23 protein-coding genes are annotated in these 16291 nt (G+C 38.4%); 6 read left to right on the forward strand and 17 right to left on the reverse strand.

Annotated features, from left to right (window positions below):
- Positions 1 to 3: 3 nt before the first annotated feature.
- The 12 genes from rplP to rpsL all read right to left on the reverse strand — a co-directional run bounded on the left by rplP (position 4) and on the right by rpsL (position 7825).
- Positions 4 to 429, reverse strand: a complete 426-nt coding sequence (gene rplP, locus OM074_RS01670; protein ID WP_301197531.1) for a 50S ribosomal protein L16 — start codon at positions 427 to 429, stop codon at positions 4 to 6.
- A 29-nt stretch (positions 430 to 458) separates the two neighbouring features.
- The gene (rpsC, locus tag OM074_RS01675; RefSeq protein ID WP_301197532.1) at positions 459 to 1160 is read right to left on the reverse strand and encodes a 30S ribosomal protein S3; all 702 of its coding nucleotides are present in this window, start codon (positions 1158 to 1160) and stop codon (positions 459 to 461) included.
- Between the two features lie 4 nt (positions 1161 to 1164).
- Positions 1165 to 1584 (reverse strand): 50S ribosomal protein L22, encoded by a 420-nt coding sequence (gene rplV, locus OM074_RS01680; protein ID WP_301197533.1) that lies wholly within the window; start codon positions 1582 to 1584, stop codon positions 1165 to 1167.
- 37 nt (positions 1585 to 1621) lie between these two features.
- Complete coding sequence (gene rpsS, locus OM074_RS01685; protein ID WP_301197534.1) at positions 1622 to 1891, reverse strand: 30S ribosomal protein S19; 270 nt, start codon at positions 1889 to 1891, stop codon at positions 1622 to 1624.
- Between the two features lie 19 nt (positions 1892 to 1910).
- On the reverse strand, positions 1911 to 2735 hold the full coding sequence (gene rplB / locus OM074_RS01690) for a 50S ribosomal protein L2 (protein WP_301197535.1): 825 nt from the start codon (positions 2733 to 2735) through the stop codon (positions 1911 to 1913).
- A gap of 5 nt (positions 2736 to 2740) precedes the next feature.
- Positions 2741 to 3031, reverse strand: a complete 291-nt coding sequence (gene rplW, locus OM074_RS01695; protein WP_301197536.1) for a 50S ribosomal protein L23 — start codon at positions 3029 to 3031, stop codon at positions 2741 to 2743.
- A 24-nt stretch (positions 3032 to 3055) separates the two neighbouring features.
- The gene (gene rplD, locus OM074_RS01700) at positions 3056 to 3676 is read right to left on the reverse strand and encodes a 50S ribosomal protein L4 (protein WP_301197537.1); all 621 of its coding nucleotides are present in this window, start codon (positions 3674 to 3676) and stop codon (positions 3056 to 3058) included.
- The gene (rplC, locus tag OM074_RS01705) at positions 3676 to 4293 is read right to left on the reverse strand and encodes a 50S ribosomal protein L3 (protein ID WP_301197538.1); all 618 of its coding nucleotides are present in this window, start codon (positions 4291 to 4293) and stop codon (positions 3676 to 3678) included. The genes rplD and rplC overlap by 1 nt, the downstream gene beginning before the upstream one ends.
- A gap of 90 nt (positions 4294 to 4383) precedes the next feature.
- A complete protein-coding gene (gene rpsJ, locus OM074_RS01710) occupies positions 4384 to 4689 on the reverse strand; it encodes a 30S ribosomal protein S10 (protein WP_301197539.1) in 306 nt (101 codons plus the stop codon).
- A gap of 12 nt (positions 4690 to 4701) precedes the next feature.
- Positions 4702 to 6813, reverse strand: a complete 2112-nt coding sequence (fusA, locus tag OM074_RS01715) for an elongation factor G (protein WP_301197540.1) — start codon at positions 6811 to 6813, stop codon at positions 4702 to 4704.
- Positions 6814 to 6842: 29 nt separating this feature from the next.
- Positions 6843 to 7319 (reverse strand): 30S ribosomal protein S7, encoded by a 477-nt coding sequence (gene rpsG / locus OM074_RS01720; RefSeq protein ID WP_301197541.1) that lies wholly within the window; start codon positions 7317 to 7319, stop codon positions 6843 to 6845.
- A 131-nt stretch (positions 7320 to 7450) separates the two neighbouring features.
- Positions 7451 to 7825: a 30S ribosomal protein S12 gene (rpsL, locus tag OM074_RS01725; RefSeq protein ID WP_301197542.1), complete on the reverse strand. Its 375-nt coding sequence runs from the start codon at positions 7823 to 7825 to the stop codon at positions 7451 to 7453.
- Positions 7826 to 8338: 513 nt separating this feature from the next.
- Here rpsL and fabD point away from each other — a divergent pair.
- The 6 genes from fabD (at position 8339) to OM074_RS01755 (ending at position 13714) form a co-directional block, all read left to right on the forward strand.
- Complete coding sequence (fabD, locus tag OM074_RS01730) at positions 8339 to 9223, forward strand: ACP S-malonyltransferase (RefSeq protein ID WP_301197543.1); 885 nt, start codon at positions 8339 to 8341, stop codon at positions 9221 to 9223.
- A gap of 328 nt (positions 9224 to 9551) precedes the next feature.
- The gene (locus tag OM074_RS01735; protein WP_301197544.1) at positions 9552 to 10295 is read left to right on the forward strand and encodes a 5-oxoprolinase subunit PxpA; all 744 of its coding nucleotides are present in this window, start codon (positions 9552 to 9554) and stop codon (positions 10293 to 10295) included.
- Positions 10292 to 10960: a 5-oxoprolinase subunit PxpB gene (pxpB, locus tag OM074_RS01740; RefSeq protein WP_301197545.1), complete on the forward strand. Its 669-nt coding sequence runs from the start codon at positions 10292 to 10294 to the stop codon at positions 10958 to 10960. Before OM074_RS01735 ends, pxpB begins: the two co-directional genes overlap by 4 nt.
- Positions 10944 to 11879, forward strand: coding sequence for a 5-oxoprolinase subunit C family protein (locus OM074_RS01745; protein ID WP_301197546.1), 936 nt, complete (start codon positions 10944 to 10946; stop codon positions 11877 to 11879). Before pxpB ends, OM074_RS01745 begins: the two co-directional genes overlap by 17 nt.
- A 68-nt stretch (positions 11880 to 11947) precedes the next feature.
- Entirely contained in the window at positions 11948 to 13345 is a 1398-nt protein-coding gene (locus tag OM074_RS01750; protein ID WP_301197547.1) for an aminopeptidase P family protein, read from the forward strand.
- Positions 13346 to 13495: 150 nt separating this feature from the next.
- The gene (locus OM074_RS01755) at positions 13496 to 13714 is read left to right on the forward strand and encodes a hypothetical protein (RefSeq protein ID WP_301197548.1); all 219 of its coding nucleotides are present in this window, start codon (positions 13496 to 13498) and stop codon (positions 13712 to 13714) included.
- 231 nt (positions 13715 to 13945) lie between these two features.
- On the opposite strand, the gene OM074_RS01760 is transcribed toward OM074_RS01755, so the two are convergent.
- From OM074_RS01760 to OM074_RS01780, 5 genes are all read right to left on the reverse strand, one after another.
- On the reverse strand, positions 13946 to 14272 hold the full coding sequence (locus OM074_RS01760; protein ID WP_301197549.1) for a type II toxin-antitoxin system PemK/MazF family toxin: 327 nt from the start codon (positions 14270 to 14272) through the stop codon (positions 13946 to 13948).
- Positions 14260 to 14520 carry an AbrB/MazE/SpoVT family DNA-binding domain-containing protein gene (locus OM074_RS01765; RefSeq protein WP_301197550.1) on the reverse strand — a complete coding sequence of 87 codons (261 nt, stop codon included), beginning with the start codon at positions 14518 to 14520 and terminating at the stop codon, positions 14260 to 14262. Before OM074_RS01765 ends, OM074_RS01760 begins: the two co-directional genes overlap by 13 nt.
- Positions 14521 to 14796: 276 nt before the next feature.
- A complete protein-coding gene (locus OM074_RS01770) occupies positions 14797 to 15036 on the reverse strand; it encodes a hypothetical protein (protein ID WP_301197551.1) in 240 nt (79 codons plus the stop codon).
- Positions 15037 to 15264: 228 nt separating this feature from the next.
- Positions 15265 to 15729, reverse strand: coding sequence for an RES family NAD+ phosphorylase (locus OM074_RS01775; protein WP_301197552.1), 465 nt, complete (start codon positions 15727 to 15729; stop codon positions 15265 to 15267).
- A complete protein-coding gene (locus OM074_RS01780; RefSeq protein WP_301197553.1) occupies positions 15729 to 16247 on the reverse strand; it encodes an Xre family toxin-antitoxin system antitoxin in 519 nt (172 codons plus the stop codon). The genes OM074_RS01775 and OM074_RS01780 overlap by 1 nt, the downstream gene beginning before the upstream one ends.
- Positions 16248 to 16291 lie beyond the last annotated feature (44 nt).

Here is a 16291-nt window from a genome sequence, read left to right on the forward strand (position 1 = left end):
TTATTATTTAGATTCAACATAGTCTCGTCTTACAACGAATTTAGTAGTAACAGGCAACTTTTGAGCCGCTAAACGCAACGCTTCTTTTGCTGTTTCGTATGGTACTCCATCACATTCAATAATGATTCTACCTGGAGTAACTGGAGCTACAAATCCTTCAGGGCTACCTTTACCTTTACCCATACGAACCTCTGCAGGCTTCTTGGTAATAGGCTTATCAGGAAATACTCTAATCCAAATTTGTCCTTGACGCTGCATGTAACGTGTTACAGCGATACGAGCCGCCTCAATCTGACGACCAGTAAGCCATTTTGTTTGCAACGACTTTATACCGAAAGATCCGAATGCTAGTTGGGCACCACGCTGGGCGTTGCCTTTCATTCTACCTTTCTGAATTCTTCTGAATTTTACTTTCTTTGGTTGTAACATCTTTCTAACTCATTTACATTAGCTGATGACTACTTTCTTCTCTTCTTGAAATTCCCACCTTTACGACGGCCTTCGTTAGCTGCAAAGTTTGGTGAAAGATCTGGCTTACCATAAATCTCTCCTTTACAAATCCAAACTTTAATACCTAACAAACCTGTTTTGGTAAGAGCTTCAGCTTGAGCGTAATCAATATTTGCACGGAAAGTATGTAAAGGAGTTCTTCCTTCTTTGTACATTTCCGCTCTGGCCATTTCTGCACCGTTTAAACGACCTGAAATTTGAATTTTGATACCTTCAGCTCCCATTCTCATGGTAGAAGCAATCGCCATTTTCACTGCACGACGGAAAGCGATACGGCCTTCTAACTGACGCGCGATGTTGTTGGCTACGATAATAGCATCTAATTCTGGTCTCTTAACTTCAAAAATGTTGATTTGAACCTCTTTATCAGTGATTTTCTTCAACTCTTCTTTTAGTTTATCAACCTCTTGGCCACCTTTACCAATAATGATTCCCGGACGAGCTGTGTGAACAGTAATCGTTATCAGTTTTAGTGTACGTTCAATAACAATTCTCGAAATACTGGCTTTAGCTAAACGAGCATTAAGATATTCACGGATTTTAGTATCTTCTAAGATTTTATCTCCGTAATTCTTTCCGCCAAACCAATTAGAATCCCATCCTCTGATGATTCCTAATCTGTTACTTATTGGATTTACTTTTTGTCCCATTTAACTAACTTTTTATTTCTTGTTGGTTATCAACGTTGCTATCAATATAAATGGTTACATGGTTCGATCTTTTTCTGATACGGTGAGCACGTCCTTGCGGAGCTGGTCTCAACCTTTTCAAAATTCTCGCTGAATCTACATTGATTGATTTAACATACAGATTAGCATCTTCCATGCGTACCCCTTCATTCTTCTCCTTCCAGTTGGCAATAGCAGAAAGAAGTAATTTCTCTACCCTGCGTGAAGCTTCTTTTGAAGAAAACTTCAACATATCCAAGGCAGTGTTCACTTCTTTACCTCTGATCATATCAGCAACCAGGCGCATTTTACGTGGAGAAGTAGGCACATTGCGAAGTGAAGCAAAGCTTACTTGCTTCTTTGCCTCCTTATTATTTTCTGCTCTGAGTCTTTTTCTTGCACCCATTTTTTAATTCTCTTTTAAAAATTAATTTTTAGTCAGGTTACCTTTTCTTGTTACCTCCGTGACCTCTGTAGGTACGTGTTGGAGAAAACTCACCTAACTTGTGACCTACCATATTTTCGGTCACATAAACAGGAATAAATTTATTTCCGTTGTGCACTGCGATGGTATGTCCTACAAAATCCGGAGATATCATCGATGCTCTTGCCCAAGTTTTGATGACAGATTTTTTACCTGATTCGTTCTGTGCTAGCACTTTTCTTTCCAGGTTAAAATCTATAAATGGGCCTTTTTTTAATGATCTGCTCATAAGTTCTTCTGATTAAACGTTATTTTTTACGTCTTTCAATTATGTACTTACTTGAAGCTTTCTTCTTATCACGAGTTTTGAAACCTTTAGCAAGTACTCCTGTACGTGATCTTGGATGACCTCCAGACTGACGTCCTTCACCACCACCCATTGGGTGATCAACCGGGTTCATAGCTACACCACGAACTCTTGGACGACGTCCTAACCAACGCGAACGACCAGCTTTTCCTGATCTTTCCAACGCATGGTCAGAGTTACCTACCGCACCAATAGTAGCACGACAAGTTGTAAGGATCATTCTAGTTTCACCAGAAGGCAATTTAATCACTGCGTACTTACCTTCACGAGCAGCCAATTGAGCAAATGTTCCCGCACTACGGGCCATAATTCCACCCTGTCCTGGGCGCAACTCAATGTTGTGGATGATTGTTCCTAGTGGAATCTCTTTAAGAGTCAAGGTATTTCCTAAATCCGGGCTAACGCCTGAACCTGACTGTACAGTTTGACCTACTTGTAATCCATTAGGAGCGAGAATGTAACGTTTTTCACCATCAGCATAAACTAATAGTGCAATACGTGCACTACGGTTTGGGTCATATTGAATTGACTCAACTGTAGCTGCAACACCGTCTTTATTTCTCTTGAAATCGATTACCCTGTATCGTCTCTTATGTCCGCCACCAATGTAGCGCATGGTCATTTTACCTGTATTGTTACGACCACCCGATTTTTTGATAGGTTCCAGTAAGGACTTCTCTGGTGTACTTGATGTAATCGTATCAAATGCACCAATAACTTTGTGTCTCTGCCCCGGTGTTGTGGGCTTTAGCTTTCTTACTGCCATTTTAATTAAATATTGCTATAAAAATCAATCTTATCTCCTTCTGCCAAAGTAACAATTGCTTTTTTGTAAGAAGCAGTTTTACCTACCTGCACACCACTCTTTGTATAACGGGTTTTTACTTTACCTGCATAATTAGTGGTATTTACTCTTTCAACAGTTACATTGTACATTTCCTCAACCGCTTTTTTAATCTGTAGTTTATTAGCGTTTTTGTTCACTACAAATCCAAAGCTATTTAGTTTTTCACTTTGCTCGTTGAGTTTTTCAGTAACTAATGGCTTAATTAATATTTGCATTTTAAAATCTCCTTAAGCTTTAAATTAAAGATTACCTAATCCTTCAACTGAACTCTCAACTAGAACTAAAGCTCCGGCTTTCATAATACTATATGTATTCAATTCAGCTAATGTTACTACTTCCGATTTAGGAATATTCCTTGAAGCAAGATAAACATTCTTGTCAGCCTCGTTTAATACAACTAACGAACGTTTTTCATCTACTTTAAGGTTCTTACGGATTTGAGCGAACTCTTTTGTTTTTGGAGCTTCCATGTTGAAGTCTTCCACTACAATGATGCTACCAGTTTTTGCTTTATAAGCTAAAGCTGATTTACGGGCAAGCTCTTTTAACTTTTTATTCAATTTGAATCCGTAATTACGCGGACGAGGACCAAAAATACGACCACCACCTCTGAATACAGGAGACTTGATGCTACCTGCACGAGCTGTACCGGTTCCTTTTTGTTTTTTGATCTTACGTGTACTACCAGCGATTTCTGCTCTTTCCTTTGACTTGTGAGTTCCTTGACGTTGATTTGCTAGGAACTGTTTTACATCAAGATAAATAGCATGATCGTTGGGCTCAATACCGAAAACAGAATCTGCTAACTCAACAGTCTTTCCGGTTTCTTCTCCTTTTATGCTTAATACTTTTAGTTCCATTACATTTCAACAATTACATATGAACCTTTAGCTCCTGGAATAGAACCTTTAACAATTAAAAGGTTGTTTTCAGGAATCACTTTTAATACTTTAAGGCTTTCTACCATAACTCTTTCGCCTCCGGTACGACCAGCCATACGCATACCTTTGAATACACGAGCAGGATAAGATGCAGCACCAATAGAACCCGGAGCTCTGTCGCGGTTATGCTGACCGTGAGTACGACCACCAACACCACCAAACCCGTGACGCTTAACTACACCTTGAAATCCCTTACCTTTAGAAACACCTGTAACATCAACAAATGAATTTTCTTCAATGATGTCTACAGTTACTGTATCCCCTAAGTTAAATTCTTGTTCGAACCCTTTGAATTCAACCACGCTTCTTTTTGGAGTTACACCTGCCTTTTTAAAGTGGCCTAACTCTGGCTTAGTAGCGTTTTTTTCCTTCTTGTCGTCGAACGCCAGCTGAACAGCCTCATATCCGTCAGTTTCTACAGTTTTCACCTGAGTAACTACGCATGGGCCAGCCTCGATAACAGTGCATGGAATATTTTTTCCATCGGCACTGAAAACGGAAGTCATTCCGATTTTTTTTCCAATTAATCCTGGCATTGTTACAAAAATTAAATATTAAATAATCGATTCATACAGCCTGTGGTTTCGGCGCACAGGCCGCATGAACTTATTTGCTTTTGTTCTTTCTCAGACTTTGATTTCTACCTCAACTCCACTAGGTAACTCTAACTTCATCAAAGCATCGATAGTTTTAGCTGTTGAGCTATAGATATCGATTAAACGCTTGTAGTTAGATAACTGGAATTGCTCTCTCGACTTTTTGTTTACGAATGTTGAACGCAACACTGTAAATACTCTTTTGTGAGTAGGAAGTGGAATTGGACCGCTAACTACAGCACCAGTCGTTTTAACTGTCTTAACGATTTTCTCAGCTGACTTGTCAACCAAGTTGTGATCGTAAGATTTTAATTTGATTCTTATCTTTTGACTCATCTTGAGATCTTATTATAATAATTCTACTTTTCCTTCAGCTTCTTTTACTACTTCAATTGCAATGGCTTTTGAAACCTCTTCGAAGTGTGAGAACACCATTGATGAAGTTGCACGACCAGAAGAAATAGTACGTAAAACTGTTACATATCCGAACATTTCGGCAAGAGGCACCTTAGCTTTTACAACACGGGCACCGGCTTTAGACTCCATTCCTTCTACCTGACCACGACGCTTGTTAAAGTCACCAATAATATCTCCCATATATTCTTCAGGAGTAACAACTTCAACTTTCATGATAGGCTCAAGAAGAACAGGCTGTGCTTTCATCGCAGCATTTTTAAATGCCTGACGACCTGCGATCTCAAATGACAACTGATCTGAATCCACAGGGTGGAAAGATCCATCAGATAGAGTTACTTTAAGGCTATCTACAACGAAACCGGCTAAAACACCATTTGCCATTGCATCCTTAAATCCTTTTTCAACTGAAGGAATATATTCTTTAGGTACGTTACCACCTTTTACCTCGTTGATGAACTCTAAACCTTCTTTACCATCTTCTCTAGGTCCTACAGTAACGATAATATCAGCAAACTTACCACGACCACCAGACTGCTTTTTAAACACTTCACGGTGTTCAACAGATTGTTTGATAGCTTCTTTGTAAGTTACCTGAGGACGTCCCTGGTTACACTCAACCTTAAATTCACGCTTTAAACGGTCAATGATAATTTCAAGGTGAAGTTCACCCATACCACTAATTACTGTTTGGCCGCTATCCTCGTCTGTTTGTACACGGAAAGTAGGATCCTCTTCAGCTAATTTAGCCAAAGCAACCCCCATCTTGTCCATATCCTTTTGCGACTTAGGCTCTACAGCAACACCAATCACCGGATCAGGGAAATCCATAGATTCTAAAGTAATTGGGTTTTTCTCGTCACAAAGAGTATCACCAGTACGAATATCTTTAAAACCTACTCCTGCACAGATGTCACCTGCTTCGATTACATCCTGAGGAATCTGCTTGTTAGATTTCATTTGGTATAAACGTGAAATACGTTCTTTTTTACCAGTACGGGTATTTAATGCATATGAACCTGCTTCAATTTTACCTGAGTACACACGCATAAACGCCAAACGACCAACAAATGGGTCAGTAGCAATTTTAAATGCCAATGCCGCCAAAGGAGCATTTACATCATGAGGTCTTGAATCTGCATCACCAGTATCCGGATTAGTACCAGTAATTTCAGGAATATCACTTGGTGATGGTAAGAAAGCTACAACAGCATCCAATAAACGCTGAACTCCTTTGTTTTTGAAAGCTGATCCACACATCATAGGAGTAATTGTTTGATTAATTGTTGCTATACGAATAGCATTAATCATCTCCTCTTTTGTGATTGATTCAGGATCTTCAAAATAACGTTCCATCAACTCTTCGTCAGATTCAGCAACTGCTTCCACTAACTTGTCTCTCCACTCCTGAGCTTCATCTTTCAACTCATCACGGATTTCTCTTAACTCGTAACGAGAACCCATTTGAGCGTCATCAAACCAAACAACCTCTTTATTTTCGATAAGGTCGATAACTCCTTCAAAGCTTTCTTCAGCGCCGATAGGAATTTGAAGAGGAATAGGATTAGCTCCCAACATCTCTCTAACCTGGCGAACTACTTCGAAAAAGTTAGCACCTGAACGGTCCATTTTATTTACGAAACCAATACGAGGCACACCGTATTTATCAGCTTGTCTCCATACAGTTTCAGACTGTGGCTCAACACCACTAACAGCACAGAACAAGGCAACAGTACCATCCAACACCCTTAAAGAACGCTCTACCTCAACAGTAAAGTCAACGTGTCCCGGGGTATCGATGATGTTAATCTTATACGATTCGCTATTGTAGTTCCAGTTGGTTGTAACAGCTGCCGAAGTAATAGTAATACCTCTCTCCTGCTCCTGCTCCATCCAGTCCATGGTAGCAGCACCATCGTGAACCTCACCAATTTTATGAGTAATACCAGTATAAAACAGAATACGCTCTGTTGTTGTGGTTTTACCGGCATCGATATGCGCCATGATACCGATATTTCTGGTGTATTTTAAATCTGTATTTCCCATTTTATTTATTTCCTTAAAAGATTAGATGTTTAGAATCTAAAGTGAGCAAATGCTCGGTTAGCCTCTGCCATCCTGTGCATATCTTCTTTTTTCTTGAAGGCACCGCCTTCGTTGTTATAAGCCGCAACAATTTCAGCAGATAGTTTTTCTGCCATTGATCTACCACTTCTTTTGCGAGCGAAAAGAATCAAGTTCTTCATTGCGATAGAAACTTTTCTTGATGGACGAATTTCCATTGGAACCTGGAAAGTTGCACCCCCAACCCTACGACTCTTCACCTCTACAGAAGGAGTAATGTTTTCTAAACCTTTTTTCCACATTTCAAGAGCTGATTTTCCTTCTTTCTCAGCTTTGTCTCCCATGCGGTCTAATGCATCGTAAAAAATACCGTAAGCAGTTGATTTTTTACCGTCAAGCATCAGGTTGTTAATGAATTGTGTCACCAAAGTATCATTAAACTTTGGATCCGGAAGCAATATTCGCTTCTTTGGTTTACCTTTTCTCATCTCTTCTTGTTTATTAGTTTTTTATTGGCTGTCAATGTTTCTGTGTCTTCAAAAGCAACTCATTGCTTTTTACTCAACCTCTTGTTTTAACTCACCAATAAACAAAACCACTCGTTAAACACTAATTAAAATTACTTCTTAGGACGTTTTGTTCCATACTTAGAACGACGTTGAGTACGTCCCTCAACTCCTGAAGCATCTAAGGCTCCACGAACAAGGTGATAACGAACACCTGGAAGATCTTTTACCCTACCTCCACGTACTAATACAATAGAGTGCTCTTGTAAATTATGACCTTCTCCAGGAATGTAGGCATTCACCTCTTTCCCATTAGTCAAACGAACCCTGGCAACCTTTCTCATGGCCGAATTCGGCTTCTTTGGTGTAGTAGTGTACACCCTCACACAAACACCTCTTCGTTGCGGACAAGCATCTAGCGCTCTAGATTTACTTTTCTCAACTAATGATGTGCGTCCTTTACGAACTAACTGTTGAATCGTTGGCATATAACTAAATTTGTTTAAATAAAATTTCTATTTAAAATGCTTATAACATAAGCCTTTCCGTCCATAAAACACATTGATTTACAGTGCGTTTTCATAATTTTAGACAAAAAAGCGATGCAAAAGTACTAATTTTCAATGAATAAACACCTAATTCTATTCTATTTTTTTTCAAAAAAGTATGTTAAAGAAAATTAATCTAAAAACAATTGAGTGAATAAGATATGGCAATTTGAACAATTAGAATCCATACTCGTTCACAACATCAAAAAACATCCGCCCCAAACAACACCATATCGAAAAGATAAGCGACAAGTTCGATTTAAATGAATAATTCAGGTTAATGATTCATTTTTAGTATATTTGCCGCGTTTTTATTCTTAACCAATTTAATCATAGAATAATAACAAAAACAAAACGTGTATTTATGATGTTATTTTAATTCCCCTGTATTTTAAGAAATACCAGGGTTAAGTAATTAAACTTTCGTCTACATACTAATTTATATTGAATAAAATGAAAGCATTCGTATTTCCTGGGCAAGGAGCCCAATTTGTTGGTATGGGAAAAGACCTGTACGAAAATTCAGCTGAAGCTAAAGATCTTTTTGAAAAAGCAAACGAAATTTTAGGCTTCAGAATTACAGACTTAATGTTTGAAGGAACTGACGAGGACTTAAAGCAAACTAAAGTTACTCAACCTGCTATATTTTTACACTCTGTTTTATTGGCTAAAACTATGGGTGAAGATTTTAAACCTGAAATGGTAGCTGGTCATTCACTTGGTGAATTCAGTGCTTTAGTTGCTGCAGGAGCCATGACTTTTGAAGATGGTTTAAAACTGGTATCTCAACGTGCTATGGCTATGCAAAAAGCTTGTGAAGCAGAGCCATCAACCATGGCTGCCATCATTGGCCTTGAAGATGCTGTTGTAGAAGAAGTTTGCGAAAGCATTGATGAAGTAGTTGTTGCTGCAAACTACAACTGTCCGGGACAGTTAGTTATCTCTGGCTCATTTGCAGGAATTGACAAAGCTTGTGAAATCTTAACCGAAAAGGGTGCTAAAAGAGCATTGAAGCTTCCGGTAGGTGGAGCATTCCACTCTCCTTTAATGGAGCCTGCAAGAGTTGAATTAGCTGCTGCTATTGAGGCTACTGAAATTAAAAACCCAGTTTGTCCGGTATATCAAAATGTAAATGCAAAACCTTTTACTGAAGCCGCTCAAATTAAAGAAAACCTGGTTGCCCAGTTAACCGGCGCTGTAAAATGGACACAGACTGTTCAGAACATGATTGCCGACGGAGCCACTTCATTTACAGAAGTAGGTCCTGGAAAAGCACTACAGGGAATGATTAAAAAAGTAGACAGAAAAATGGAAGTTGACGGAGTGAGCAGCTTATAAAATATTTATAGTCAAATTTTAAAGGAGGGTTTAAACACCCTCCTTTTTTTTATTAAAAAATATTATCCCAACGATAGTTCCAATCTCATTCTAGTAAGAATCCCCACCCATAGGATGGAGCATTGAAATAATCCCTTGAAGGCCTCTCGCCACCCCCGGCTCGGACTCTTGCTCTGGCCTGCCCACCTTGATTTACAGCTCCAAATATCAATATTCTATAAGTTAAAGGCAGAGCCATGGCATCCTATCCACGCCATTAAGACTTGCTTTTAGTTGTTGAAATAAAAATTTGAATGCTTATTTTTGCAGCATACTTAGGAATTTTACAATGGTTTCAATTGACATAAATTGCGATTTAGGAGAAGGCGGCGGCAATGATGAAAAAATCATGCGCTATATAAGTTCTGCAAACATTGCATGCGGCTTTCATGCCGGCAATATAAATACAATTGAAAAAACAATATTACTGGCCTCCAGATACAATGTTTCCATAGGCGCCCACCCGGGATATCCTGACAAAGAAAATTTCGGAAGAAAAAAAATGTCTCTCTCTCCAAAAGAGATAACGGCTTTGGTAAAGAAGCAGGTATCTTTACTAAAATTAAAAACAGAAGAAAATCACCAAATATTACAACACGTAAAACCCCACGGGGCACTTTACAATCAGGCAGCTACCGATATTGGTATCGCCAGGGCCATTTGTAAAGCCATAATAGAAGTTGATCCCAGACTGTTTTTTATGGGAATGCCCAATTCTGCTATGCAAACAGCCTCAACAGAAGCCGGACTGAACTTTTGCGCAGAGGGCTTTGTTGACAGGGCATATACAAACCAGGGACTATTGGTTCCTAGATCAACTCCGGGGGCAGTAATTACTGACATAGAAACGTGCAAAACAAGAGCACTCCAAATTGCACAAACAAACACAACAACAAGCATTGACAATAAAAAAATTGACCTTATTGTAAACACCATTTGCATCCATGGAGATACAGGAAATGCAATAGAAATTGCCAGGTCAATTAACGAATACCTTACAACAAATAACATCAACATTAAAGCAGCACTATGAAAATACTACCCTCCGGTGATTCTGCATTTTTATTAAAATTAGGCGATGTTATTTCTCACGAAATCCACATCCGGGTTCAAGGGTTATATCACCTCATTACAAATGCAGAAATTGAGGCTATAACAGATATCGTTCCCTCCTATTGCGACATCCTTGTCCACTATAACCCATCCATAATTAATTACAAGGATCTATTAAAAGAAATCAAACTATTATACACCAGGATTTCAGACACCAAACTCCCTCCGGCACAAACCATTACCATTCCTGTTTTATATGGAGGAGCACATGGCTTTGATATGGAGACAGTACAAAAGCACACTTCTTTTTCTGAAAAGGAAATTATCAAACTACATAGCAGTGAAAAATACCTGGTATACATGCTGGGTTTTACCCCCGGCTTCTGTTACCTGGGTGGGATGAACCCAGAGCTTTCAACCCCACGAAAAAAAATCCCCTCCCAGATGATCCCTGCCGGATCGGTGGGTATTGCCGCCGGGCAAACAGGCATATACCCCATCGACAGTCCCGGAGGCTGGCAGATTATTGGCAGAACTCCTTTAAAACTATTTGATCCATCTAACGAACACCCTTTTCTTCTTAAAGCAGGCAATTACATTAAATTTGAACCCATAACCAAAAATGAATATGAGGCCTACTTTTAAAATCATTACCCCCGGACTCTTCACAACAGTGCAGGATTTAGGCAGATATGGTTTCCAGCAATATGGCATGCCCGTTTCCGGTGCCATGGATACCTTTTCGCATAAAGTAGCCAACCTATTGGTTGACAACCCTGTTGATTTTGCAACAATAGAATGCACCTTCAACGGACCCGAGATCGAAATCCTATCTGATACTTACATAGCTGTTGCCGGAGGAGAAACTTCCTTATTGATCAACAACCAGGAAGCCGATAGCTACCGCAACCACAAACTCCATAAAGGCGACATGGTAAAAGTAGGCAACATTACAACTGGCTGTCGTGTATATATGGCATTTGCAGGAGGTATTGATGTACCTGTTGTAATGAACAGCCGCTCAACCTACACCCGGGCAAAAGTTGGAGGATACCACGGAAGACCTCTCAAACCAGGCGACATACTATCTATCGGACCTCATTCAAAACCATTTCGAAAACTACAGATAAGAAAAGAATTATTACCCCAATTAACCCAAAATCAAACCATCAGGGTAATTGGAGGAACCGAAGTAAACAGCTTCCTTTTTGAAGGTGTCAAAACCATTCTCACCTCATCATATACCATAACCAACAAAAGCGACAGGATGGGCTACCGACTGGAAGGCCCTGCAATTTCCCATACCGAAGGCCCTGATATTATCTCATCAGGAATCTGCAATGGAGCCATCCAGATTCCCGGCGACGGAAAACCTATTATTATGCTGGCCGATCGCCAAACGGTGGGCGGATATACCAAAATTGCCAACGTAATTACCGCAGACTTACCATTGATAGGGCAAATGAAACCGGGAGACACAATCCAATTCGAACAGATTCATTTAGAAGAGGCCCATAAAGTTTTATTGGATCAGACGAAAACACTTCATGCTATTATCAAATAAAAAACACCACCTGACCGATCACATATTTTCACTCGATTGAATTCAATATCTTGCTGAAAAAAATTATCATGTTTAAAACTGAAGTATACATCAACCGGAGAACCAACCTAAAAAACAAACTGAATAAAGGTATTGCCCTGATCATGGGTAATGTTGAAGCCAGCATGAACTACCCCCACAACACCTATCATTTCAGGCAAGACAGTACTTTCCTTTATTTTTTTGGACTTGACTATCCTGGTCTGGCTGCTGTAATTGATTTTGAAAGTGGTGAAGAAATATTATTTGGAGATGACTTTACCGTTGATGATATTATCTGGATGGGACCACAGCCCAAGCTGGCCGACAATGCACAAAAAGCCGGCATAAACAAAACATTTCCTTTTGCCAGACTACAGGAAGTTGTAAAAAAAGCACAGGAACAAGGACGACCAGTACATTTTACACCCCCATACCGTGGAAAAAACATGATGACAATGGGGAACACCTTAGGCGTTCATCCTGGCAAAGTAAAAGAAATGGCTTCTGTTGAATTCATAAAGGCCTGTATTGAGTTAAGATCCACAAAAGAACTATGCGAGCTTGAGGAGATGGAACGCCATATGGGCACAGCATATAACATGCATACAACAGCCATGAAATTAGCCCATCCCGGAAGAACAGAACAAGAAATTACAGGAATTATCGAAGGCATCTCCATGTCGGGAGGTGGCATTGTATCATTTCCCGTGATCTGCTCTGTAAGGGGCGAAACCCTGCACAACCACTACCATGGAAACACTTTAAAACAGGGCGATTTACTTTTGGTAGACGCAGGCAGCGAATCACCACTCCATTACGCTACCGACCATACCAGAACCTCTCCTGTGGGTGGCAGGTTCACATCACAGCAAAAAGATATTTATCAAATTGTTGTGGATACCAACAACGCCGCACTAGCCGCAACAAAACCAGGCATCACCTACAAGGAGTGCCACATGATTGCTGCCAGAACCATTGCCTGCGGCCTTAAAGAATTGGGACTGATGAAGGGCGATGTTGACGAAGCAGTTGCTGAAGGTGCTCATGCCTTATTTATGCCCCATGGACTGGGCCATATGATTGGACTTGATGTGCATGACATGGAAGATTACGATCAAAAACTGGTAGGATACGATGATGAAGTACAGCCCAGCTCACAATTTGGACTCAACGCCCTGAGGATGGGAAGAAGACTACACCCCAACTTTGTAGTAACCAACGAACCGGGCATTTATTTTATCCCTGCACTGATTGACAAGTTCAGGTCGGAAAATAAATTTACCGATTTTATCAACTATGAGAAAGTGGAGAAATACAAGGGATTTGGAGGTATCAGGCTTGAAGATGATGTATTAGTTACAGAAACAGGAAGCAGGATTCTTGGAGAAAGGATTCCTATTAACCCTGAAGATGTGGAAAAAATGGTATTATCAGGTACTAAATAAACGATCTGCACCACCAAAGAGATACAAAAGAGGAGCCTGCAACACCAAACAGGTTCCTCTTTTTTTATATTTTTGCATTCAAAAAACCTAATCACGAATATTCCGTAAACAACATTACCAGGTAAGCGTTTGATATTTTAAGCCATTAGAATGCGAATAAAAAGCAAAGCAAAAAATCCATACTCAAAGCCAATGGTGAATACTATTTGTATTGACTGTAATATATCTTTGATTATGATGACTGCATGGCAACCTGGCGATGGAAAACCTCCCGGCCCACCCGGGCAAGACAAGAAAAACTCAGCACAAATACTGGATGACACCAGCGTTAGCAACTATTCTTCATTCGAGGACAATCCTTTTGAATAGACATCTCTTATTATACCAACTTGCGTTTTATGAGACTTTTATTTGGGAAAGAATTCCATATATACTTTTCAAAATAATTAATTTATATAAAAGCATACAAATGGAGGTATTTTAGTCAAATTGTCTGTTTTTGTTTGTTAAATCTGAATTTCGTTAATTAACGAAATCGTTATTTCTTTACCTGAAGTAGAGTAACTCATACTCTATTTTCCTTCGTTTAATTGAAACAAATTATTGAATCAACATTTCTTCAAGAACCGCTTTTAGTTCTTTGATTTCTTTATATGTAAGACTTCCTCCTTTTTTCAGCAACCTTGATTTATCTGTACATCTCATTTGGTCTATTGCAATAGAACCTCTTTTTTCGTCAAACATACATGATGAACGAAAAGGGTAATCCTTAATACTGCTTGTCATTGGAGCAACCAACACTGTTCCTAGCCATTTATTTAGTTCATCAGGAGAAACAACCACACACGGTCTTGTTTTCTTAATTTCGTACCCAATTGTAGGATCTAGATTAACCCAATATATATCATACTGGTTTACCATTTCCATTCCTCCTTGTCAAATTCATTGTTAAAGTCCATCATTATTTTATCATCCTCATTTTGGTGGGCTTCTATAGCTGCTTGTTCCCAACCTTCACGTATTTTCTTCAGTTGTGGCTTAAGGATTATTTTTCCTTCCTCACTAACAATATCTATTTTGCTTCCCTCTACCAGATGATTCTCATCTAGTATAGATTTAGGTAATCTTAGTGCCATGCTATTACCCCATTTACTAATACTAACTGTTGTTCTCATCGCTATTCTTTCAAGTATCTACTATGTATATACAAATATAATACATTTAAATGTATATACAATGTGTAAACAATTATTATTTAGAAATAATTTCTTTCTGTAATCTTTTATGAGCAAAATAATAGAAGAAGAAGATAGGTTCCATATGTTTGTTATAAATGAATGAAGAAAATAAGACTAAAGATGCCTAATAAATAAATTACTTGTCTTTGTTTCTAAGGCTATTCAATGTTTTTTTATCATAGGCTTGTCCTCTCGAAACGAGGTATTCAATATTCATACACCTAACCAGTTTTCAAAGTCTTCTTTTTCCTGACTAGAGACTATTTGTTTTCCTTCTGGAACTATTTTAACTAAGTGAACATACAGTTCAGATTCTTCAATATCTTCAGCTAATCTGTCAAGTGACTTTTCAATTAAATCCTTCAGGTTAGTACCTTTTTCAGCCGCCTTTATAGAAAGAACTTTGAATGTATTCTCATCGATATCTATCAACTTTCTTTTTCTAACTCCCATATCAATAGTAATTTACATACAATTTAGCTAAAGCTCTATCTTTTGCCCGTTTCCTCCTATTGTTTTGTAAATCTACAATGCAAGTAAGTCTACACTGACCTATTTAGCATGCAAGTCTCGACCTTTCTATTTTCCTGTGCGTTTTGTAAGACTTTATCCGCTTAATATATAGATGATGAGAATCTACATGTTTATGCACTATTCTATCTGCGTTTTGTGAGACTAAATTTAAGTTTTTAATCTAGGATCAAAATTAAAAGGATAAGATCTAATTACTTTTATATTATAGGCATCTGGATGATTTGGATTAATCAAATAATTAAATTCAGGTGGGATAATAGAACTTGGAACTTTAAGGACTGCTGTTTCTCTTTGTTTAACAAAAGCATCTCCAATATTAGAGGTTTCTTCTATCGGAGGCTTTGAATCCCATCCTTCCGGTAGATCTTCATTGCTTATTTCTGCTATTTGAATATCATCAGGTATTTCAATTTCTACATAAAATCTATCTATAGGTAAATCTTCGCTAAGATCCAAATGCATTGCCACTTCTAAACTTGCAAGTGCTCTTGAATCGGAAGTATATACTAATGCTGTACGTTCATTGTTCCATCTTCCTCCCGTTATTGATACTCCTATTCCATTTAAAGAATCTTCCAGGTATTTTTCTCTTTCTATTCTAAAAACTACCATTATGCCATATTTCCGTATTCCATTCTGGTTAAAGCTTTTCGTACCTCGTTAATTCCTGTTAAAGAATCAAACAAGCTTTCGGGAGTTACATTTCCTAATGATTGGTTAGGTTTCTTTAACCAACGGAGAAATTTTTCCTTCTCATTATTAAATACATCAACTCCAAAATCATAAATTTCCTGTAGTTCTAATATAGATTCACTAAATCTAGGGTCTAAAATAGCATCCTCTTTTTTCTTTTTATTATAAGTTCTTTGCGCTATACTTAAGTGGTCTAACATTTTTCCAGTAGCAACCCCTAAGTTTACAGATACATTCTCTATTGCGCCATAAGGAACTCCTTGCCTAATGATATTTATTCTTTCCTCACTAGTTTTCCATTCTATATTTCCTTGAGTAGAGGCTATCACATGAACTCTTCCACTTCTGTGGGGATCCAAAGGTTTTGATATAAGAAATTTTTTAACAGCCGCCATAATATATACATTTATACCATAAATATATGGCAAATATGCCATTTTACAAAATTATTTTCATAAAATCTTAAAGTTAAATTTTGGGT

Origin of the sequence: Plebeiibacterium marinum, assembly GCF_026013615.1 — a bacterium.
GTDB classification, from domain to species: Bacteria; Bacteroidota; Bacteroidia; order Bacteroidales; family Marinilabiliaceae; genus Saccharicrinis; species Saccharicrinis marinus_A.